Raw genomic sequence first — 20,546 nt, forward strand, 5'->3', positions numbered from 1 at the left:
TAGGAGGAGACAAGATGAAATTAGGGTTTATAGGATGTGGCAATATGGCAAATGCCATGATAGCCGGGATTATTGGAAATGGAATCTGCAAGGCAGAGGAGATTATCGGGACGGCAAAATCAGAGGCAAGCAGAGTACGTGTGAACAAAGAGTTTGGAATTTATATGACAGAGGATAACAAAGAAGCAGCAGAAAAAGCAGATGTGATTGTACTTTCTGTGAAACCACAGTTTTATGAAGAGGTTATCTGTGAGATTAAAGATGTTATGAAAGATAATCAGATTGTAGTGACGATCGCACCTGGAAAAACGCTTGCGTGGCTGGAAGAAAAATTCGGTAAACCGGTGAAACTCGTGAGAACAATGCCAAACACACCGGCAATGGTTCAGGAAGGAATGACAGGTGTCTGCAAAAATACATATGTGACAGAGAGCGAGATGGAGCATGTATGCGATATTTTACGCGGATTTGGAGAAGTAGAAATTATTCCGGAGAGATTGATTGATGCAGTCGTAACGGTAAGCGGAAGTTCTCCGGCATATGTGTTTATGATGATTGAGGCGATGGCAGACGCAGCAGTCGCAGAAGGAATGCCAAGAAAGCAGGCATATAAATTTGCGGCGAAAGCAGTGATGGGAAGCGCGAAGATGGTTCTTGAGACAGGGAAACATCCGGGAGAATTGAAAGATATGGTATGCTCTCCTGCGGGGACAACGATTGAGGCAGTGAAAGTGCTGGAGGCAGCAGGATTCAGGAGTGCTTTGATGGAAGCGATGGAAGTGTGCGCGGAAAAATCCAGAAATATGTAAAAAAATAAAAGCCTGCCCTAACGCGTTTGAGTTGTTAGGGCAGGCTCTTTTATACGACAAAAATACTATCCAAATAGTGAGACAGGGAACGTCTCATATTTCCTTCAAAATCAGCATCTCCATTTCTCATCGCCCATTCAAATACATTTCCGATGACAATCATACGGATATCTGTGGTGATTTCCTCGATTTTCAAATTCAATTGAATCGCATTGGCTTCTAAAGCTCGTTCTAAATAATGCTGAACAGTGACGATTGGGTATGGACGCTCGGTACGAATCGTAGGGTTTAACGCCTGATTGTGCGGAGTGTAATATCCCGCCATAAATTCCACGCCAAGTTCCTTACAATATTTCACATAATTTAAGTAGACATGAATGATCGTTTCTTTTGCATCCTCTTTATTTTTAGGCAGTTCTAAACGATCCGGATCGATGCTTGGCTGGTCTTCAATATAATAGGAAAGCAGATCATCTTTTGTTTTAAAGTGATGATAAAAGCTTCCGTTGGAAACGCCCGCTTCCTCGCAAATATTTTTTATGGAAAGTTCTTCGTAGCCGCTTTTTTGTAAAATACGTTTTGCAGCCTGGAAGATACGCTCTTTTGTCTCTTTTGATTTTCTCTGTTGTTTTGACAATTCTACAGGTTCTTTCATGTTTTCCCTCCTTCATTCAATGACAGATTTGTATGAAGTATACCATAACTTCTTATAAAAAACAAGAAAACCGAGCATACTCTGTTTCTGCTCGGCTCCTTGTTGATAAAAATTAATTTATTTCTGATCTTCCTGCACTTCGATTTTACGAATCTCTTTTGTGCGGATTTCTTTACAAATATCATTGATAAATGTATCCAAAGGTTTTTGGCCTTCATCGCCTAAATATCTGCTTCGTACAGATACAACGCCTTCTTCTTCCTCTTTTGCTCCGACAACAAGCATGTAAGGAACGCGATCGAGACGTGTCTCACGAATTTTGTAACCAATTTTTTCAGCACGTTCGTCAACTGTGCATTTTACGCCGTTGCCACGTAATTCGTTAGCAACTTTGTTTGCATAATCGTGATATTTCTCTGAAATAGGAAGTACACGAACCTGTTCTGGACAAAGCCATGTCGGGAATAAGCCGGCATATTTTTCAATCAGCCATGCAAGTGTTCTCTCGTAGCATCCCATTGCAGTACGATGGATGATGTATGGACGTTTCTTTTCGCCGTCTTTGTCTACAAATGTCATGTCAAAACGTTCTGCAAGGAACATATCCAACTGAATTGTAATCATAGTATCTTCTTTGCCGTAAACATTTTTTGCCTGAATGTCAAGTTTTGGTCCGTAGAATGCAGCCTCACCTGTCTCTTCTGTGTAGTTGATTTCAAGATGGTCTAACATTTTACGCATAACATCTTCTACTTCATCCCACATTTCTCTTGTTCCAAGATATTTATCCATATTGTCAGGATCTGCAAGAGAGAGACGATATGTTACATCTTCTTCCACACCGAGTGTTGTCAGACAGTATTTTGCAAGATCGACACAGCCTTTGAATTCATCTTCTACCTGATCAGGGCGGATCACAAGATGTCCTTCAGAAATTGTAAACTGTCTTACACGAGTCAATCCGTGCATTTCTCCGGAATCTTCATTTCTGAATAAAGTAGAAGTCTCACCGTAACGGCATGGCAGATCTCGGTAGCTCTTCTGGCTTTGTTTATATACATAATACTGGAAAGGGCATGTCATCGGACGAAGTGCGAATACTTCTTCGCCTTCTTTTTCTTCATCTCCAAGAACGAACATTCCTTCTTTATAATGTCCCCAGTGATCGGAAATGACATATAAATCTTTTTTTGCCATAAGCGGTGTCTTTGTTCTCATATAACCGCGGCGTTCTTCTTCATCTTCAATCCATCTTTGCATTGTCTGGACCATAGCAGCACCTTTTGGCATCAAAAGAGGAAGTCCCTGTCCGATGACATCAACAGTTGTGAACAGTTCCATCTCACGGCCAAGTTTGTTGTGGTCGCGCTTTTTGATGTCTTCCAAATGTTCCATATGTGCTTTTAATTCATCTTTTTTCGAATACGCAGTTCCGTAAATACGAGTCAGCATTTTATTGTTTTCATTTCCTCTCCAGTAAGCACCGGAAGAAGAAATCAGTTTGAATGCTTTGACACCTTTTGTGCTCATCAAGTGAGGTCCGGCGCAAAGATCAACAAATTCACCTTGTCTGTAGAATGAAATCACAGAATCTTCAGGAAGATCGTTGATCAATTCCACTTTATAAGGTTCCCCTTTTTCTTCCATAAGTGCGATCGCTTCAGCACGAGGAAGTTCGAAACGTTCAATTTTAGCACCTTCTTTGATGATCTTTTTCATCTCTTTTTCAATTGTCTCTAAATCTTCGTTTGAAAATGGTGCATGTTCAAAATCATAATAGTATCCAGTATCGATGGAAGGTCCGATTGCAAGTTTTGCCTCCGGATATAATCTCTTTACTGCCTCTGCAAGAACATGAGATGCCGTGTGACGAAGTGCGGCAAGCCCTTTCTCGTCGTTTGCAGTCAAAATGTTCAGTTCACAGTCTTCTGATACAACTGTTCTTAAATCTACAACTTCTCCATTTACCTCTCCGGCGCAAGCTGCTCTCGCAAGCCCCTCGCTGATATCAAGTGCAATTTCATATACTGATTTGCTCTCTGCATATTCCTTTACGGAACCATCTTTTAATGTAATTTTCATAATAATCATCTCTCCTTTTTTAATTTGGGGACGTAGGAAAATTGAATTTTACTACGTCCCTAATTGACAAATGCCCTGTCCCTAAACGTAAAATGAAACGAAAAAAATCCCTTGTAATGAATTTCATTACAAGGGACGAGTTCTCTTTACTCGCGGTTCCACCCAAATTGTACTGGCAAATACCAGAACCACTCAACTGATTATAACGGAATCACCGGACTGTTTTGCAGCCACTCCGAGGTAGTTTTCAGATGTTTCCGCAATAAGAGGCTTCCAGCCTGCGACCTCTCTCTCTGTATCCTTTCACATCTTACTCGTCTCATCAACGTGTTTTCTGTTTCTATATCCCCTATTATAACATTGGAAAATGATTTGTCAATGACTGGATTTTTGGATATAATAGTTACAGTTCACATATCAGTCGATCGCAAAAGCAGCATAGAGAGTGTGAACAATAATGTATCATGCGTAGAACAGAGAGGATTTTAGAAATGGATATAAATCAAAAAATAACAGAAGAGCTTGGCGTGAAAGAATGGCAGGTGGAAGCGGCTGTAAAGTTAATCGATGAGGGAAATACGATTCCGTTTATTTCCAGATACCGTAAAGAGGCAACTGGTTCGTTAAATGATGAGCAGCTTCGAAAATTATACGAAAGACTGATGTATCTTCGAAATTTGGAAGAGAAAAAAGAGCAGGTGCTTGCGACAATTGAAGAGCAGGGGAAACTGACAGAAGAATTGAAGTTGCAGATTCTTGCAGCAGAGACACTGGTGGTTGTGGAAGATTTATACCGCCCATATAGACCAAAACGAAGAACGAGGGCGACAATCGCAAAAGAAAAAGGGCTTGAACCTCTGGCAGCGCTGATCACGCTGCAAAAGACAAAAGTCCCGATAGAAGAAGCAGCAAAATCTTATATTTCGGAAGAAAAAGAGGTAAAGACGGCGGAGGAAGCAATCAATGGAGCGAAAGATATCATTGCAGAATATATTTCCGATGAGGCGGATTACCGCATCTATATCCGAGATCTGACTGCGAAACAAGGAAAAATTACTTCAATAGCGAAGGATGCACAGACAGAATCCGTGTACGAGATGTACTATGAATTCGAAGAGCCGATTACAAAACTTGCCGGACACCGTATTCTTGCATTGAATCGTGGAGAAAAGGAAAAGATATTGACTGTGAAGGTGGAGGCTCCGGAAGAACGAATTTTGCAATATCTGGAAAAGAAAGTCATTTCTTCAGATAATGTGTATACAACACCGATTTTACAGGAAGTAATTGAAGACAGCTATAAGCGCTTGATAGCGCCGGCGATTGAGCGTGAGATCCGAAGTGATCTAACAGAAAAAGCAGAGGACGGCGCGATTGAGGTTTTTGGAAAGAACTTGGAACAACTTTTGATGCAGCCGCCGATTGTTGGACAGGTTGTGCTTGGGTGGGATCCTGCATTTCGTACCGGATGTAAGCTTGCAGTAGTAGATGCAACCGGAAAAGTGCTGGATACGACTGTTATTTACCCGACTGCACCGACTACTCCTCAGAAGATTCAGGCAGCAAAAGAGACACTGAAGAAACTGATTCGAAAATACGGAATTACGTTATTTTCAGTTGGAAATGGAACGGCCTCCAGAGAATCAGAGCAGATTATTGTAGAATTATTCAAAGAGATTCCGGAGAAAGTGCAATATATTATCACAAACGAGGCGGGGGCTTCCGTATATTCCGCAAGCAAACTTGCAACAGAAGAATTCCCGAACTTTGATGTAGGACAAAGAAGTGCGGCGTCAATTGCGAGACGTCTCCAGGATCCGCTTGCAGAACTTGTGAAGATTGATCCGAAATCTATCGGTGTCGGACAGTATCAGCATGATATGAATCAGAAAAAATTAAGCGAAGCGCTGTCCGGTGTTGTGGAAGACTGTGTAAATAAAGTCGGAGTGGATCTAAATACTGCATCTGCACCGCTTTTAGCTTATATTTCCGGCATTTCCAATGCGATCGCAAAAAATATTGTCACATACAGAGAAGAAAATGGAAGCTTTACGAGCAGAAAGCAGCTTTTAAAGGTGGCAAAATTGGGGCCGAAAGCGTTTGAGCAGTGTGCCGGATTTATGAGAATTCAGGGTGGAAAAAATCCGCTTGACGCGACAAGTGTGCATCCGGAAAGTTACGAGGCGGCAGAAAAACTGCTAGAAAAACAAGGGTTTACAACAAAAGATATCACAGGAGGAAATTTGCAGGGACTTTCCAAATCAATTAAAGATTATAAAAAACTTGCAGAAGAACTCGGCATCGGAGAAATTACGCTGCGCGACATTGTAAAAGAATTGGAAAAACCGGGACGTGACCCGCGTGATGAGATGCCAAAACCGATTTTAAGAACTGATGTCCTGGAGATGAAAGATCTGACAGAAGGCATGATTTTAAAAGGAACCGTCCGAAATGTCATCGACTTTGGAGTATTTGTGGACATCGGAGTGCATCAGGATGGTCTTGTACACATCTCGCAGATTACAGACAAAAAATTTATCAAGCATCCATTGGAAGTGGTAAGTGTCGGAGATATTGTAGATGTAAAAGTGATGAGTGTGGATGTGAAGAAAAAACGAATTCAGTTGACGATGAAAGGAATATAAAAATGTTCTCGTATGAAACCATTCAGCTTTTTAATGACTTAGAGCTGGTCATTTACAATTACATTATGAAAAACAGTAGTCAGGTACAGTACATGACAATTCGGGAATTAGCAGACGCGGTTCACGTCAGCACTTCATCGATTATGCGATTCTGCAAGAAAGCAGGATGTGATGGATATGCGGAATTTCGGGTGAAATTTAAATTGTACTTGGAGAGCAGAAAGGAAATTCAGCCACAGAATGATTTGAGTGAGCTGCTGCATTATTTTCAGGGTGTTCATACGAGTGCATTTGAGGAGCAGATTTCCAGAGCGGTTGATATGGTCAGAGGAGCGCAGCAGGTAATTCTCATCGGAGTTGGTTCATCAGGAACACTTGCCAGATATGGCGCCAGGTATTTTTCAAATGTGGGAAAATTCAGTCAGTATATTGATGATCCGTACTATCCAATTTCCAGAGACACGTATATTGACACGGTTGTGATTGCGCTATCAGAGTCGGGTGAGACCAGACAGACAATCGAGATGACAGAAAGTTTCAAACGTCATCAGTGTAAGATTTTAAGTATCACAAACAAGGATTCTTCCACATTGTCTAAAATTTCGGACATGAATCTGTCTTATTTTGTGACAGAGAGATTTGTGGAAGGGCGGTACAATGTGACATCACAGGTTCCGGTACTGTTTCTGATGGAAACGATTGCGAGAAGACTCTAGTGTGCTGTATCATTCATATTTCGCATAATGACTTGCCTGAATTCCACTCTACTGCGTTGTCGTCAATCGACGATGCCACCGCATCGCCTCACTCCGCCGCCTTGCAGACTGAAAATTCATTCTGTGTCATTATGCTGAAAGTGAATGAGACAGAACACTAGTATATCAAGATGGCACAAGATGTGCCGGATTTGTAACAAATTTCAAAACAGCATACATGTACCCAAACAAGGGGAAAGAGCAGACAGCCTTTTGGCTGTCTGTTATACTAAATGCAGAAAATAAAAAAGGAGAGAGAAGGCTATGGCAATTGATTATTCCATTACGGCAAAAGAAATTGTAAAAGAACTTGGCGGTGACGAGAATATTGTAAACGTCACACACTGTGCAACAAGACTTCGTTTTATTTTAAAAGACGAATCGGTTGTAGACGGAGCAAAAGTAGCAAAAATTCCGGGTGTCATTACGACTGTACAGGCAGGAGGTCAATATCAGATTGTCATTGGCAATCATGTGTCGGATGCATATGCTTTTGTGATGAAATTGGTGCACGTAGAATCCGGAGAGATTCAGGATACAGGAAAGAAAGCAGGAGTTGTGAGCCGGATCATCGATGTCATTTCCAGCATTTTTGCCCCATTTTTATATACATTGGCGGCATGTGGTATCTTGCAGGGGATTCTTGGTGTATTAGTAGCTCTGAATTGGATTGACACAACAGGTGGAACGTATCAGATTTTGAATTTTGTTTCATGGACGGCATTTACGTTTTTACCTGTATTGATTGCAGTGACGGCTTCGAAAAAATTTAATGTGAATGTATTTATTGCGGTTGTAATTGCATGTGCACTTGTGTCACCGGATTATATTGCAATGGTAAATGCAGGGGATCCAGTTAAGTTTTTGGGTATACCGGTACAGCTTCTCAGCTATACATCTTCGGTGATTCCGATTATTCTGGCAATCTGGATTGCATCTTATGTTCAGAAATTTTTTGATAAAGTACTTCCGATTGTGGTGCGAAATTTGTTTACACCAATGTTTACCATTGCGATTATGGTTCCTCTTACTCTGTTGGTGTTCGGTCCGGTTGGAAATACAATCGGCGGAGCAATCGGAGATATCTACAATACACTTTATGGCTTGAGCCCGATTGTTGCCGGTGTGGTAGTCGGAGGACTTTGGGAAGTGCTTGTAATCTTTGGTGTGCATTGGGGAATCACTCCGGTTACGGTAGGAAATTATGCAAATCTAGGATATGATACTTTCACAGGACTTCAGGCATCGGCAGTATTTTCACAGGCTGGCGCAGCACTTGGAGTATTCTTAAAAACGAAAGACAAAGAGATGAAAGGAGTTTCCCTCTCAGCGGCGATCACAGGACTTTTTGGTATCACAGAACCTGCGATTTACGGTGTCAATTTAAGACTGAAAAAACCGATGATCTGTGGATGTATCGCAGGTGCGATCGGCGGAGGAATCGGCGGAGCATTTCAGGCGGTATCCTGGAGCTATAACATGCCGGGAATCGCAACACTGCCGGCATATTTTAAAGCAGGACATATGACACAATTTATCGGATTGGTGATTTCTATCTTAGTGTCATTTGTACTGGGGGCACTGCTGACATATCTTGTTGGATTTAAAGAAGAGATTACAGAGTTAAACGAGAATGAGCCAGAGACAAAGCTGACAGAAGGAACAGTGGAAGTGGCAAGCCCGGTGAGTGGAAAAGTAATTCCTGTCTCAAAAGTTAACGATGAGGCATTTGCATCGGAAATGATGGGAAAGGGTGTTGGAATCATTCCAAATGATGGAAAAGTTTATGCACCGTTTGATGGAACAATATCCGCTTTATTTGACACAAATCATGCAGTTGGGTTAACAGGTGAAAATGGTCTGGAAACATTGATTCATATAGGGATTGACACTGTAAAATTAGATGGAAAAGGGTTCAAAGTCCACACAAAGACAGATGCATCAGTGAAAAAAGGTGATTTATTAGTGGAATTTGACAAAGAATTGTTGGAAAAAGAAGGTTTTGATACTACAGTAATTTTTATTGTTGTGAATATGGATCAGGTCAAAGACATGAAGATAGAGGACGAGAAAACAGTAAAAGCGTTGGAGTCTGTGATGGAAGTGACATGTTAGGAGGAGACAAATGCAAAAATTATCAGAAGATTTTCTTTGGGGCGGCGCAGTTGCTGCCCATCAGGTAGAAGGTGGCTGGAATAAAGGCGGAAAAGGAGTCAGCATCGCAGATGTGCTGACAGCGGGAGCGCATGGAGTGGATCGTAAAATTACAGACGGAGTGTTGGAAGGGCATTACTATCCGAACCATGAAGCGGTTGATTTTTACGGACATTATAAAGAAGATATCAAATTATTTGCAGAGATGGGATTCAAATGTTTCCGTACTTCGATTGCATGGACACGTATTTTCCCAAATGGGGACGATGAGTGTGCCAATGAAGAAGGACTTCGATTTTACGATGACTTGTTCGATGAATTGCTCAAATATAATATTGAACCGGTCGTGACACTGTCTCATTTTGAGATGCCGTATCATCTTGTAAAAGCATACGGTGGTTGGAAAAACCGGAAAGTAATTGATTTCTTTGTCAAATATGCAGAGACTGTAATGAAACGTTACCGGGACAAGGTAAAATACTGGATGACATTCAATGAGATTAACAACCAGAAAAATTATAAGTATCCGCTGTTTGGGTATACTTGTTCCGGTGTGATTTTCGAGCAGGAGGAAAATCCGGAAGAGTGCATGTATCAGGTGGTGCATCATGAACTGGTGGCAAGTGCGTTGGTAGTGAAAAAAGGACATGAGATCAATCCAAATTTTCAAATTGGATGTATGCTTGCATGCGTTCCAATTTATCCGTATTCCTGCAATCCAAAAGACATGATGTACTCTGTGGAAGCAATGCATGACCGATACCTGTTTGGAGACGTGCATGTGCGCGGGGCATATCCGTCTTACGCTTTGAAAGAATGGGAGAGAAAAGGATTCCGAATCAAGATGGAAGAGGGAGATTTGGAAATTTTACGTCAGGGTACTGTGGATTATATTGGTTTGAGCTATTATATGACAAATGCGGTGAAGGCAGATCATGTTGCGGAAGGCAATGGAGTTGACGGTTTCCCTGGAAGTGTTCCGAATCCATATGTAAAAATGTCGGACTGGGGATGGCAGATTGATCCAATCGGGCTTCGATATGCACTGAATTTACTATACGAACGCTATCAGAAACCATTGTTTATCGTGGAAAATGGATTTGGAGCAATTGATAAAATAGAAGAGGATGGCACGATTCAGGATGATTATCGAATTGCATATCTGAAAGCGCACATTGAGGAGATGGGAAAAGCAGTGTCACTTGATGGTGTGGAATTGATGGGATACACCCCTTGGGGCTGCATTGACTGTGTTTCTTTCACGACAGGAGAGATGAAAAAACGATATGGATTCATCTATGTTGACAAAGACAATGAAGGAAACGGTACATTAGAGAGAAGAAAGAAGAAATCCTTTGAATGGTATAAACAGGTAATCCAAAGCAATGGAGAAATACTGTAAGCAAGAAAAAAGATGGGGAATTTACCCATCTTTTTTCTTGCTGTCTCTATAGGGCTCTGATAAAATATAAGCAGAAAAACAGTACAAAAGAGGGATGAAGATGGAGAGGCATAAAACAAGAGGTATCCGAAAACGAAGGGCAGAAAAAAGGAAACAAAAGATCCGAAAGCTGTTTTTTGCAGCAGTTTTAGTGCCTTTCATTTTGCTGGCTGTTTTTGCAATCATATTTTTTCAGAAGAGACAAAATGAAAAGTTACTGAGACTTGAAGATGCTAAAAAACAGGAAACATTAAAACAAGAACAGCTAGAAAATGGCAAACAGGAAGTGGAAGAACTTTATCAATCCTATTTGGCAGAAAGAGAAGAGGCAGTGCCGGCGGCAGTAGAAGAAATGCAGTCCTTTTCGGACTGGTTTTTTGAAACTTATCCGGAAAAAGCAAAAAAGGAAGTGCTGGAACTTGCATCGGACGGAAAATTAACAAAAGAATCCGTTTATCATGCTGCAGGGGAGAGCATGCATGTTGCCTATGATCGTTATAAAGGTTATTTGAATGATGCGGAGACCGCAAAACAATATGGAATTTATGAGCGGGATGGGAAAAAAGAAGAACAGGCAGAAGTGACGATTGCCGGAGATCTGTGTTTTGCAGAAGATGGATTTGTGCTGGATCATTATGATGAAGTCAATGATTTGGCACAATGTATTTCCCCAAAATTGTTGGAGATTACAAATGCAAGTGATATTTTTTATGTGAACCATGAATATGCGATCAGTGACCGTGGTGCGTCGCTTGCAGGGAAATATTATACATTTCGGGCACATCCAAAACGTATGGAATTGTTGAAAGAGATGGGGACTGATCTTGTTGCGCTTTCTAACAATCATGTATACGATTATGGTGAAGATGCATTTCAGGATACGATGAAGCTTTTAAAACAGGCAGATATTCCATATGTTGGCGGAGGATCAAACCTGGAAGAAGCAAAAAAGCCGGTATATTTTATTGGAATGGAATTAAGATCGGGTTTGTCGGAGCGTCGAATGCGGAAAAAATTCGCTATACACCACAGGCGGGAGAAGACAGTTCCGGAATTCTGCTTGCATATGATACGACAGCGTACAATCAGGTGATTTCAGATGCAGCAAAACAATGTGATTATCTGATTGCATATATTCATTGGGGGACAGAAGATACAAATGATTTTAATGACGTGCAGCAGCAGATGGGGAGAGAATTCCTGAATTCCGGAGCAGATATTGTTGTGGGCGGTCATCCACATGTCCTGCAAGGAATGGAATATGTAGATGGAAAACCGATTGTATATAGTCTTGGAGATTTTTGGTTTAATGGTGAGACAAAATATACCGGATTATTAAAGCTTCAGATAGACATAGACGGATTGCGGGAAATGTCTTTTGTACCGGCGCTTCAGACAGGATATACAACGCAGTATCTTGATGCAGAAGAAGAACAGATGGAATTATTTGGATTTTTAGAAAATTTGTCTCCGAATGTAGAGATAGATCAAACAGGAGTGATTCGGGAAAAATGATAATGCTTCCGTAAAAAATACTTGAATAACGGCTTATATTGGCATATAATATACGAGAAGTAAATAAGGATTCTTCGGGGCAGGGTGTAATTCCCTACCGGCGGTTACAGTCCGCGACCCATGAAAATGGCTGAACTGGTGGAATTCCAGTACCGACAGTAAAGTCTGGATGTGAGAAGAAGGTGTGTGCAATATATCACAACGATAATAGATGCCCTGAATTTTTTGATTCAGGGCATTTTTGCATGCGCGAAAGAAGAATTCCTTTTGTAAAGAAAAGGAGAGAAAAAAATGAGTACAACAACAATGACAGAAACAAGAGAAAAATCAAAGGAAAGAATTGGAGTGCGCGGTGTCGTGCAGATCGGTATGCTGTCTGCAATTGCGATTATTTTGATGCAGTTTGAAGTACCGCTTCCATTTGCGCCTCCGTTTTACAAAATCGATTTCAGTGAAATTCCGGTGCTGATTGGCTGTTTTGTAATGGGACCATTGGCAGGAGCGATCGTGGAACTGATTAAAGTAATTCTCAATGTGGTGATCAGCGGTACTACAACAGGGGGAGTTGGTGATATAGCGAACTTCTTAATAGGATGTGCAATGTGTGTGCCGGCAGGGATGATTTATAAAAAATATCATACGAGAAAGAGTGCACTTGCGGGAATGGCAGTAGGAACCGTATTTATGACGGTGATCGGGTGTATTCTGAATGCATATGTGCTGCTTCCGGTATACGCAAAAGCATTCGAGATGCCAATCGATGCGTTGGTCGCGATGGGAACAGCTGTGAACCACTCAATTACAAGTCTTTCTACGTTTGTGATTTTTGCAGTAGCTCCGTTTAATTTGCTGAAAGGGGTACTTGTATCTTTCATTGTGTTCCTAATTTATAAGAAAATCAGTCCGATTTTTAAAATGAACAAGTAAGTTGTAACCATGAAAATGCTGTGCTATAATTTTATAGCACAGCATTATTCGTGTGAAATATCAATTTAGATGGAGGAAACACATGTCTGTAAAATTTGAAGTGAAGATGACGGATAAGATCATGTATGATTTTCTGCTGTATCATACGTATACACATATGAGTGGTTTGCTGGGAGCAATGATTGGAGTGCTTGCCCTTGGGATGGGAATCAATTATATGCTGTCGGGAGATTCTATGGCGGCGATGCCGGCATTTATATTAGCGGCACTGTTCTTGGTGGTGACGCCGGTTTCCCTGAAAGGAAAGGCAAAGACACAGGTACAAAGAACGAAGATGTTTCAAAAGCCATTAGAATATGAATTGTCAGAAGAAGGCGTAACGGTAAGACAAGGGGAACTGGAAGTGACCAACAAATGGGAGGATTTTTCCAAGGCGGTCAGCACGAACCGTGCGGTGATTTTATATGTGACAAGGATGCGGGCGCTGATTTTCCCGAGAGAGTCTATGGAAGAGCAGTATGAGGCGGCGGTGAAGATGATTTCTACACATATGCCGCCTAAGAATGTAAAAATCAGACATATTGCAGGATAAAGAGAGGATTTTGAAATGATAATAGAGACAAGAAGTGCACAAGAGACTTATGAACTTGGACTCAAGATCGGAAAAGAAGCAAAAAAGGGCCAAGTTTATACAATGGTAGGAGACCTTGGAGTGGGAAAAACTGTATTTACGCAGGGGATGGCTCATGGACTTGGGATAAAAGAACCAATCAGCAGTCCGACATTTACCATTGTGCAGGTATATGATGATGGCAGAATGCCGTTTTATCATTTCGATGTGTATCGAATTGGTGATATCACAGAGATGGATGAGATCGGTTATGAAGACTATATTTATGGAGAAGGCGTCTCATTGATTGAGTGGGCAAATTTAATTGAAGAGATTCTACCGAAAGAACGGATCGAGATTCAGATTGAAAAAGATTTGGAACAGGGATTCGATTATAGAAAAATTACAATAGAAGAGAGGACGGCGTAGATATGCGGATATTGGCATTGGATAGTTCTGGTTTGGTTGCAACTGTCGCAATCGTGGAAGAAGAACAGATTTTGGCGGAGTATACAGTGAATTATAAAAAGACACATTCACAGACGTTACTTCCGATGTTGGATGAGATTGTCAAAATGACAGAGTTTGACCTGAACACATTGGATGCGATTGCGGTGGCAGGAGGACCTGGATCATTTACCGGACTTCGTATTGGTTCCGCAACTGCAAAAGGACTTGGTCTGGCATTGAACAAACCATTGATCCATATTCCGACAGTGGACGGATTGGCGTACAATTTATATGGAAATTCCGGACTGCTCTGTCCGATTATGGACGCAAGGCGAAATCAGGTATATACAGGATTATATCGTTTTGAAGGGGAACAGTTTGAAATTGTAGAAGAACAGATGGCAATTTCGCTGGAAGAATTAATAGGAAAATTAAATGCATATGGAGAAAAAGTGACATTTCTGGGGGATGGTGTTCCGGTTTATCAAACACAATTAAAAGAAGGACTTCAAACGGAATATCATTTTGCACCGGCACATAAAAACCGTCAAAGTGCGGCAGCAGTAGGAGCGCTCGCAATGCAATACTTAAAAGAAGGAAAGACGGAGACCGCAATGGAGCACCAGCCGGATTATCTGCGCCTGTCTCAGGCAGAAAGGGAGCGGGCAGAAAAAAATGCAAAGCTTTCGTAATATGAAAAAGCAGGATGCAGAGGCGGTTGCATTACTGGAAACATTGAATTTTTCAGATGCATGGAGCAGGCAAAGTCTTTTAGAGACGTATGAACAAAGACAGTCCTTTATCACAGTCGCAGAAGAAGATGGAGACATCATAGGGTACTGTATTATCTATTTTGTGATGGATGAAGGGGAAATTGCGCGAATTGCAGTGCACCCAAAAGAACAGCGCAGAGGGGTAGGGTGGCAATTGCTGGACTACACTTGTGAGACCTGTCGAGAGAAAAAAATTGGGCGTTTGATGTTAGATGTGCGGGAAAGTAATATGCCGGCGCGGAAATTTTATGAACACTATGGATTCACCAAAGATGGTGTCCGAAAAAACTTCTATGAAAAACCAGAAGAAGATGCCATTTTGATGAGTAGACAAATTGGATAGAGATTGACAGTTCAGGCAGCAGTTCCCACTAGGAATTACGATTTGCAATCGCTATAATAAAGACGTAGCAGACAGATGAAATGAGATTCGTTCACAGGAGGAATTTGTATGCGTCAGTATAACATTCAGGAGACAAAAGAAGTAACAAAAATTATTTGTAATAAATGTGGGAAAGAAATTGCTGTAGAAAACGGAATGGCAAAAGAAGATACGCTTTCTGTGCAGAAACGGTGGGGGTATTTTTCGGAAAAGGACAATGAAGTGCATGCGTTTGATTTGTGTGAGGCGTGCTATGACGAACTGATTTCGAATTTTCGAATTCCGATAGAAATAGAGTAGAGATAGGAGAATCAGATGTTAGATGTTTGTTTATTGGGAAGCGGTGGGATGATGCCGCTTCCATATCGGTGGCTTACGTCATTGATGACAAGATTTAATGGAAGCAGTCTTTTGATTGACTGTGGGGAGGGCACTCAGATTGCCATAAAAGAAAAGGGATGGAGTTTTAAACCAATCGATGTGATTTGTTTTACACATTATCACGGCGATCATATCAGCGGGCTTCCGGGGCTTTTGCTTACAATGGGAAATGCAGACCGGAAAGAGCCGTTGACCCTTATCGGGCCGAAAGGATTGGAACGGGTTGTGACAGCGCTGCGTGTCATCGCGCCAGAGCTTCCTTTTGAGATTAAATTTATAGAGATTACACAGCCGGAGCAGACATTCGAATTGAATGGCTACCGGCTAAAAGCATTTCGGGTGAATCATAATGTGGTGTGTTATGGGTATACGATAGAGATTGACAGAGCTGGAAAATTTGATTTGGAGAGAGCGCTTTCGCAGGAGATTCCAAAACAATATTGGAAACATTTGCAAAAAGGAGAGACAATCGAGTCAGATGGAAAAACATATACGCCTGAGATGGTGCTTGGAGCACCTAGAAAAGGCTTGAAATTGACTTATTGTACCGATACAAGACCGACAAATTCTATTCGAGAGAATGCGAAAGGATCGGATCTGTTTATCTGTGAAGGAATGTATGGAGAAAAAGAAAAAGCGGCAAAAGCTATAGAATATAAACATATGACTTTTTATGAGGCGGCAACACTTGCAAAAGAAGCGGAGGTGGAGGAGATGTGGCTGACACATTACAGCCCGTCTTTGACGAAACCGGAAGAATACATGGAAGATGTGAGAGCAATCTTCCCAAATGCAAAAGCAGGAAAGGATAGAATGTCTGTGGAATTGGCGTTTGAGGAAGAATAGTTGGCAAAGATAGGTAAAGAGGATGAAAATATGGTAGAACAAAAAGATGTTATGATATTAGCAATTGAAAGTTCATGTGATGAGACGGCGGCATCTGTTGTAAAAAATGGAAGAGAAGTCCTTTCGAATGTAATCTCTTCACAAATTGAACTGCACAAATTATACGGGGGAGTTGTCCCGGAAATTGCATCGCGTAAGCATATTGAAAAAATTAACCAGGTGATCGAGGAAGCATTATCAGAAGCAAAGGTGACTTTGGATGATATAGATGCGATTGGAGTGACCTATGGACCAGGGCTTGTGGGGGCGCTTCTTGTCGGTGTGGCAGAAGCGAAGGCGATTGCCTACGCAAAAAATCTTCCACTTGTGGGTGTGCACCATATAGAAGGACATATTTCAGCAAACTTCATTGAAAATAAAGAGTTAGAGCCACCGTTTGTCTGTCTTGTTGTGTCGGGCGGGCATACACACCTTGTATGTGTAAAAGACTATGGAAAATATGAAATTATTGGACGTACGAGAGATGATGCGGCAGGAGAGGCGTTTGATAAAGTGGCACGTGCCATTGGACTTGGTTATCCTGGGGGACCCAAGATTGATAAGTTGTCCAAAGAAGGGAATCCAGACGCAATTGTATTTCCAAAGGCTCACATCAATGATGCGCCATACGATTTTAGTTTCAGCGGAGTCAAGTCAGCGGTACTGAACTATATCAATGGATGCAAGATGAAAGGTGAGGACTATAATCGGGCGGATATTGCGGCATCTTTCCAAAAAGCAGTGACAGATGTATTGGTGGAAAATGCAATGCGGGCAGTGAAAGAATATGGTACCTCTAAGTTTGCAATTGCGGGGGGAGTTGCCTCTAACAGTACACTACGAGCGGCCATGAAAAAAGCATGCGAAGAGCGAAATGTAGAATTTTACTATCCTTCTCCGATATTTTGCACGGATAATGCGGCGATGATAGGTGTGGCTGCGTATTATGAATATTTAAATGGAACAAGACATGGCTGGGATTTGAATGCAGTTCCAAATTTAAAATTAGGAGAGCGTTAGTATGCAAAAGAAAAAATGTACGGCAATAGTTCTGGCGGCAGGGCAGGGACGTCGTATGGGAACAAAAACACAAAAACAATATTTAGAAATTATCGGCAAACCGGTGCTATGCTATTCTTTGGAAGTTTTTCAAGAATCAGAGATTATAGATGAGATTATTTTGGTGGTAGGAAAAGGGCAAGAAACATACTGCAAAAAGGAAATTGTTGAGAAATATCAGATTCAAAAGGTGAAGAAAATTGTAACCGGAGGAGAAGAGCGTTATCACTCCGTATGGAACGGGCTGAAAGAAGTATACAAAGATGGGTACGTATTTATACATGATGGAGCCAGACCATTTATTGATCAGGAGATGATCAGGCGTGTATATGAAGAAGTTGTGCAACATAAAGCATGTGTAGCAGGTATGCCAGTAAAAGATACGATTAAAATTGTAGATACATCAGAATTTGCGGAAGAGACACCAGACAGAAGCAGAGTATGGCTTGTACAGACTCCTCAGGCATTTGAGAACAACTTGATAAAAAATGCGTATAAAATATTGGTTGAGAAAGAAGAATATTCAGTGACAGATGATGCCATGGTAGTAGAAAAAATACTTGGTAAAAAAGTGAAATTAGTGCGCGGCTCTTATGAAAATATTAAAATTACAACACCGGAAGACCTTGATATTGCTGGAGTTTTTGCGAAAATACAAAAAAAATAAAAAAGTTTTAAAAAAGTGTTGACAGTACTCGCTTACTATGCTAGAATACATCTTGTCGTTAGCGAGTACGACAAACAAAAACAATAAAATATATGCAGAGGTATCGAAGTGGTCATAACGAGGCGGTCTTGAAAACCGTTTGTCCGAGAGGGCGCGTGGGTTCGAATCCCACCCTCTGCGTTTGAGAAAAACCACCAACCAAAATGATTCGGTGGTTTTCTTATGCCGAAGTTGGCTGGGAGAAGTACCCAAGTGGCTGAAGGGGCTCCCCTGGAAAGGGAGTAGATCGTTAATAGCGGTGCGAGGGTTCAAATCCCTCCTTCTCCGTTTGTTTTCTGGAAATGTGAAATGCTGATATAAAAACTTGAAAAAAGTCGAAAAAAGGTGTTGACAAACAAAAAGAAAACATGGTATTATATCTGAGCACTTGATTGAGCGATAAAAACAGAAAAAATAAAAGTTCAAAAAAGTGAAAAAAGTTGTTGACAAGCGAAAAGAGATGTGGTAATCTAATATAGCTGTCGCAAGACAACAAAAACAAAGAACATTGATAATTAAACAACAGATGACAAGATAACCCTGAAAGATTCTTAAAAGAGAAAAATTCAGAACAGACATGAAAATGTCAACCTAAAACAGTAAAGGGAAAGATAGCTAGCAGTTATCTAAACCGGAACAAACACTTTTAACGAGAGTTTGATCCTGGCTCAGGATGAACGCTGGCGGCGTGCTTAACACATGCAAGTCGAACGAAGCGCTTAAATGGATTTCTTCGGATTGAAGTTTTTGTGACTGAGTGGCGGACGGGTGAGTAACGCGTGGGTAACCTGCCTCATACAGGGGGATAACAGTTAGAAATGACTGCTAATACCGCATAAGCGCACAGTGCTGCGTGGCACAGTGTGAAAAACTCCGGTGGTATGAGATGGACCCGCGTCTGATTAGCTAGTTGGTGGGGTAACGGCCTACCAAGGCGACGATCAGTAGCCGGCCTGAGAGGGTGAACGGCCACATTGGGACTGAGACACGGCCCAAACTCCTACGGGAGGCAGCAGTGGGGAATATTGCACAATGGGGGAAACCCTGATGCAGCGACGCCGCGTGAGCGAAGAAGTATTTCGGTATGTAAAGCTCTATCAGCAGGGAAGAAAATGACGGTACCTGACTAAGAAGCACCGGCTAAATACGTGCCAGCAGCCGCGGTAATACGTATGGTGCAAGCGTTATCCGGATTTACTGGGTGTAAAGGGAGCGTAGACGGTTGTGTAAGTCTGATGTGAAAGCCCGGGGCTCAACCCCGGGACTGCATTGGAAACTATGTAACTAGAGTGTCGGAGAGGTAAGCGGAATTCCTAGTGTAGCGGTGAAATGCGTAGATATTAGGAGGAACACCAGTGGCGAAGGCGGCTTACTGGACGATCACTGACGTTGAGGCTCGAAAGCGTGGGGAGCAAACAGGATTAGATACCCTGGTAGTCCACGCCGTAAACGATGACTACTAGGTGTCGGGGAGCAAAGCTCTTCGGTGCCGCAGCAAACGCAATAAGTAGTCCACCTGGGGAGTACGTTCGCAAGAATGAAACTCAAAGGAATTGACGGGGACCCGCACAAGCGGTGGAGCATGTGGTTTAATTCGAAGCAACGCGAAGAACCTTACCTGGTCTTGACATCCCGGTGACCGGCAAGTAATGTTGCCTTTCCTTCGGGACACCGGTGACAGGTGGTGCATGGTTGTCGTCAGCTCGTGTCGTGAGATGTTGGGTTAAGTCCCGCAACGAGCGCAACCCCTATCTTCAGTAGCCAGCATTTAAGGTGGGCACTCTGGAGAGACTGCCAGGGATAACCTGGAGGAAGGTGGGGATGACGTCAAATCATCATGCCCCTTATGACCAGGGCTACACACGTGCTACAATGGCGTAAACAAAGGGAAGCGAACCTGTGAGGGGAAGCAAATCTCAAAAATAACGTCTCAGTTCGGATTGTAGTCTGCAACTCGACTACATGAAGCTGGAATCGCTAGTAATCGCGAATCAGCATGTCGCGGTGAATACGTTCCCGGGTCTTGTACACACCGCCCGTCACACCATGGGAGTCAGTAACGCCCGAAGTCAGTGACCCAACCGTAAGGAGGGAGCTGCCGAAGGTGGGACCGATAACTGGGGTGAAGTCGTAACAAGGTAGCCGTATCGGAAGGTGCGGCTGGATCACCTCCTTTCTAGGGAAGAAGTAAGGGATTGAAAGAAATCTGTTGTTTAGTTATGAGTGTTCTGAAAAGAGGAAGTTCTTCGAACTAAGGCTCGAAAGGACCTCGCCAAGAACGAAGAACAAAGTTTTGTTCTAAGCTCGTGAGAAACCT

Annotated in this window: 16 protein-coding genes, 2 tRNA genes, 1 rRNA gene, 1 pseudogene, 1 riboswitch and 1 other annotated feature; of the genes and pseudogenes, 18 read left to right on the forward strand and 2 right to left on the reverse strand. The window is 42.0% G+C overall.

Annotated elements, in window-relative coordinates; genetic code table 11:
• The first annotated feature begins 14 nt into the window (after positions 1 to 14).
• Positions 15 to 809 carry a pyrroline-5-carboxylate reductase gene (proC, locus tag AC6I5B_RS03920; protein ID WP_004613707.1) on the forward strand — a complete coding sequence of 265 codons (795 nt, stop codon included), beginning with the start codon at positions 15 to 17 and terminating at the stop codon, positions 807 to 809.
• Positions 810 to 858: 49 nt separating this feature from the next.
• Here the strand turns inward: proC and AC6I5B_RS03925 are convergent, their stop codons facing one another.
• Both AC6I5B_RS03925 and thrS read right to left on the reverse strand, forming a co-directional pair.
• The gene (locus AC6I5B_RS03925; RefSeq protein WP_004613708.1) at positions 859 to 1,464 is read right to left on the reverse strand and encodes a TetR/AcrR family transcriptional regulator; all 606 of its coding nucleotides are present in this window, start codon (positions 1,462 to 1,464) and stop codon (positions 859 to 861) included.
• A gap of 117 nt (positions 1,465 to 1,581) precedes the next feature.
• Positions 1,582 to 3,546, reverse strand: a complete 1,965-nt coding sequence (thrS, locus tag AC6I5B_RS03930; protein WP_022249977.1) for a threonine--tRNA ligase — start codon at positions 3,544 to 3,546, stop codon at positions 1,582 to 1,584.
• Between the two features lie 128 nt (positions 3,547 to 3,674).
• Positions 3,675 to 3,881: a binding site (T-box leader), on the reverse strand.
• A gap of 156 nt (positions 3,882 to 4,037) precedes the next feature.
• Here thrS and AC6I5B_RS03935 point away from each other — a divergent pair.
• From AC6I5B_RS03935 to AC6I5B_RS04015, 17 genes and pseudogenes are all read left to right on the forward strand, one after another.
• On the forward strand, positions 4,038 to 6,191 hold the full coding sequence (locus AC6I5B_RS03935; RefSeq protein WP_044987678.1) for a Tex family protein: 2,154 nt from the start codon (positions 4,038 to 4,040) through the stop codon (positions 6,189 to 6,191).
• Between the two features lie 2 nt (positions 6,192 to 6,193).
• Positions 6,194 to 6,907, forward strand: a complete 714-nt coding sequence (locus AC6I5B_RS03940; protein WP_004613711.1) for a MurR/RpiR family transcriptional regulator — start codon at positions 6,194 to 6,196, stop codon at positions 6,905 to 6,907.
• A 303-nt stretch (positions 6,908 to 7,210) separates the two neighbouring features.
• Positions 7,211 to 9,061 carry a beta-glucoside-specific PTS transporter subunit IIABC gene (locus tag AC6I5B_RS03945; RefSeq protein WP_004613713.1) on the forward strand — a complete coding sequence of 617 codons (1,851 nt, stop codon included), beginning with the start codon at positions 7,211 to 7,213 and terminating at the stop codon, positions 9,059 to 9,061.
• 10 nt (positions 9,062 to 9,071) lie between these two features.
• Positions 9,072 to 10,502, forward strand: a complete 1,431-nt coding sequence (locus AC6I5B_RS03950) for a 6-phospho-beta-glucosidase (protein ID WP_004613714.1) — start codon at positions 9,072 to 9,074, stop codon at positions 10,500 to 10,502.
• A 514-nt stretch (positions 10,503 to 11,016) separates the two neighbouring features.
• A pseudogene (locus tag AC6I5B_RS03955) lies at positions 11,017 to 12,056 on the forward strand (CapA family protein).
• Positions 12,057 to 12,122: 66 nt separating this feature from the next.
• Positions 12,123 to 12,241: riboswitch (FMN riboswitch) on the forward strand.
• 106 nt (positions 12,242 to 12,347) lie between these two features.
• Positions 12,348 to 12,983 carry an ECF transporter S component gene (locus AC6I5B_RS03960; RefSeq protein ID WP_022249982.1) on the forward strand — a complete coding sequence of 212 codons (636 nt, stop codon included), beginning with the start codon at positions 12,348 to 12,350 and terminating at the stop codon, positions 12,981 to 12,983.
• An 82-nt stretch (positions 12,984 to 13,065) separates the two neighbouring features.
• Positions 13,066 to 13,575 carry a YcxB family protein gene (locus AC6I5B_RS03965; protein ID WP_004613718.1) on the forward strand — a complete coding sequence of 170 codons (510 nt, stop codon included), beginning with the start codon at positions 13,066 to 13,068 and terminating at the stop codon, positions 13,573 to 13,575.
• A 15-nt stretch (positions 13,576 to 13,590) separates the two neighbouring features.
• Positions 13,591 to 14,022 carry a tRNA (adenosine(37)-N6)-threonylcarbamoyltransferase complex ATPase subunit type 1 TsaE gene (gene tsaE / locus AC6I5B_RS03970; protein ID WP_004613719.1) on the forward strand — a complete coding sequence of 144 codons (432 nt, stop codon included), beginning with the start codon at positions 13,591 to 13,593 and terminating at the stop codon, positions 14,020 to 14,022.
• A 2-nt stretch (positions 14,023 to 14,024) separates the two neighbouring features.
• Positions 14,025 to 14,735, forward strand: coding sequence for a tRNA (adenosine(37)-N6)-threonylcarbamoyltransferase complex dimerization subunit type 1 TsaB (gene tsaB / locus AC6I5B_RS03975; protein WP_004613720.1), 711 nt, complete (start codon positions 14,025 to 14,027; stop codon positions 14,733 to 14,735).
• Positions 14,719 to 15,159: a ribosomal protein S18-alanine N-acetyltransferase gene (gene rimI / locus AC6I5B_RS03980; protein ID WP_004613721.1), complete on the forward strand. Its 441-nt coding sequence runs from the start codon at positions 14,719 to 14,721 to the stop codon at positions 15,157 to 15,159. The genes tsaB and rimI overlap by 17 nt, the downstream gene beginning before the upstream one ends.
• A 108-nt stretch (positions 15,160 to 15,267) precedes the next feature.
• Positions 15,268 to 15,498: a hypothetical protein gene (locus AC6I5B_RS03985; protein WP_004613722.1), complete on the forward strand. Its 231-nt coding sequence runs from the start codon at positions 15,268 to 15,270 to the stop codon at positions 15,496 to 15,498.
• Between the two features lie 15 nt (positions 15,499 to 15,513).
• Positions 15,514 to 16,425 (forward strand): ribonuclease Z, encoded by a 912-nt coding sequence (locus AC6I5B_RS03990; protein WP_004613723.1) that lies wholly within the window; start codon positions 15,514 to 15,516, stop codon positions 16,423 to 16,425.
• 30 nt (positions 16,426 to 16,455) lie between these two features.
• Positions 16,456 to 17,484: a tRNA (adenosine(37)-N6)-threonylcarbamoyltransferase complex transferase subunit TsaD gene (gene tsaD, locus AC6I5B_RS03995; RefSeq protein ID WP_022249983.1), complete on the forward strand. Its 1,029-nt coding sequence runs from the start codon at positions 16,456 to 16,458 to the stop codon at positions 17,482 to 17,484.
• Position 17,485: 1 nt separating this feature from the next.
• On the forward strand, positions 17,486 to 18,190 hold the full coding sequence (gene ispD, locus AC6I5B_RS04000; RefSeq protein WP_004613725.1) for a 2-C-methyl-D-erythritol 4-phosphate cytidylyltransferase: 705 nt from the start codon (positions 17,486 to 17,488) through the stop codon (positions 18,188 to 18,190).
• Positions 18,191 to 18,284: 94 nt separating this feature from the next.
• Positions 18,285 to 18,370: transfer RNA gene (locus AC6I5B_RS04005), tRNA-Ser, on the forward strand.
• A gap of 58 nt (positions 18,371 to 18,428) precedes the next feature.
• Positions 18,429 to 18,517: transfer RNA gene (locus AC6I5B_RS04010), tRNA-Ser, on the forward strand.
• 357 nt (positions 18,518 to 18,874) lie between these two features.
• Positions 18,875 to 20,405, forward strand: a 16S ribosomal RNA gene (locus AC6I5B_RS04015).
• The last annotated feature ends 141 nt before the right edge of the window (positions 20,406 to 20,546 follow it).

The organism is Faecalimonas nexilis (assembly GCF_059731825.1).

Coding starts and splice junctions, on each gene's coding strand:
- proC (WP_004613707.1), top strand. CDS start 15: ATGAAATTAGGGTTTATAGGATGTGGCAATATGGCAAATGCCATGATA.
- AC6I5B_RS03925 (WP_004613708.1), bottom strand. CDS start 1,464: ATGAAAGAACCTGTAGAATTGTCAAAACAACAGAGAAAATCAAAAGAG.
- thrS (WP_022249977.1), bottom strand. CDS start 3,546: ATGAAAATTACATTAAAAGATGGTTCCGTAAAGGAATATGCAGAGAGC.
- AC6I5B_RS03935 (WP_044987678.1), top strand. CDS start 4,038: ATGGATATAAATCAAAAAATAACAGAAGAGCTTGGCGTGAAAGAATGG.
- AC6I5B_RS03940 (WP_004613711.1), top strand. CDS start 6,194: ATGTTCTCGTATGAAACCATTCAGCTTTTTAATGACTTAGAGCTGGTC.
- AC6I5B_RS03945 (WP_004613713.1), top strand. CDS start 7,211: ATGGCAATTGATTATTCCATTACGGCAAAAGAAATTGTAAAAGAACTT.
- AC6I5B_RS03950 (WP_004613714.1), top strand. CDS start 9,072: ATGCAAAAATTATCAGAAGATTTTCTTTGGGGCGGCGCAGTTGCTGCC.
- AC6I5B_RS03960 (WP_022249982.1), top strand. CDS start 12,348: ATGAGTACAACAACAATGACAGAAACAAGAGAAAAATCAAAGGAAAGA.
- AC6I5B_RS03965 (WP_004613718.1), top strand. CDS start 13,066: ATGTCTGTAAAATTTGAAGTGAAGATGACGGATAAGATCATGTATGAT.
- tsaE (WP_004613719.1), top strand. CDS start 13,591: ATGATAATAGAGACAAGAAGTGCACAAGAGACTTATGAACTTGGACTC.
- tsaB (WP_004613720.1), top strand. CDS start 14,025: ATGCGGATATTGGCATTGGATAGTTCTGGTTTGGTTGCAACTGTCGCA.
- rimI (WP_004613721.1), top strand. CDS start 14,719: ATGCAAAGCTTTCGTAATATGAAAAAGCAGGATGCAGAGGCGGTTGCA.
- AC6I5B_RS03985 (WP_004613722.1), top strand. CDS start 15,268: ATGCGTCAGTATAACATTCAGGAGACAAAAGAAGTAACAAAAATTATT.
- AC6I5B_RS03990 (WP_004613723.1), top strand. CDS start 15,514: ATGTTAGATGTTTGTTTATTGGGAAGCGGTGGGATGATGCCGCTTCCA.
- tsaD (WP_022249983.1), top strand. CDS start 16,456: ATGGTAGAACAAAAAGATGTTATGATATTAGCAATTGAAAGTTCATGT.
- ispD (WP_004613725.1), top strand. CDS start 17,486: ATGCAAAAGAAAAAATGTACGGCAATAGTTCTGGCGGCAGGGCAGGGA.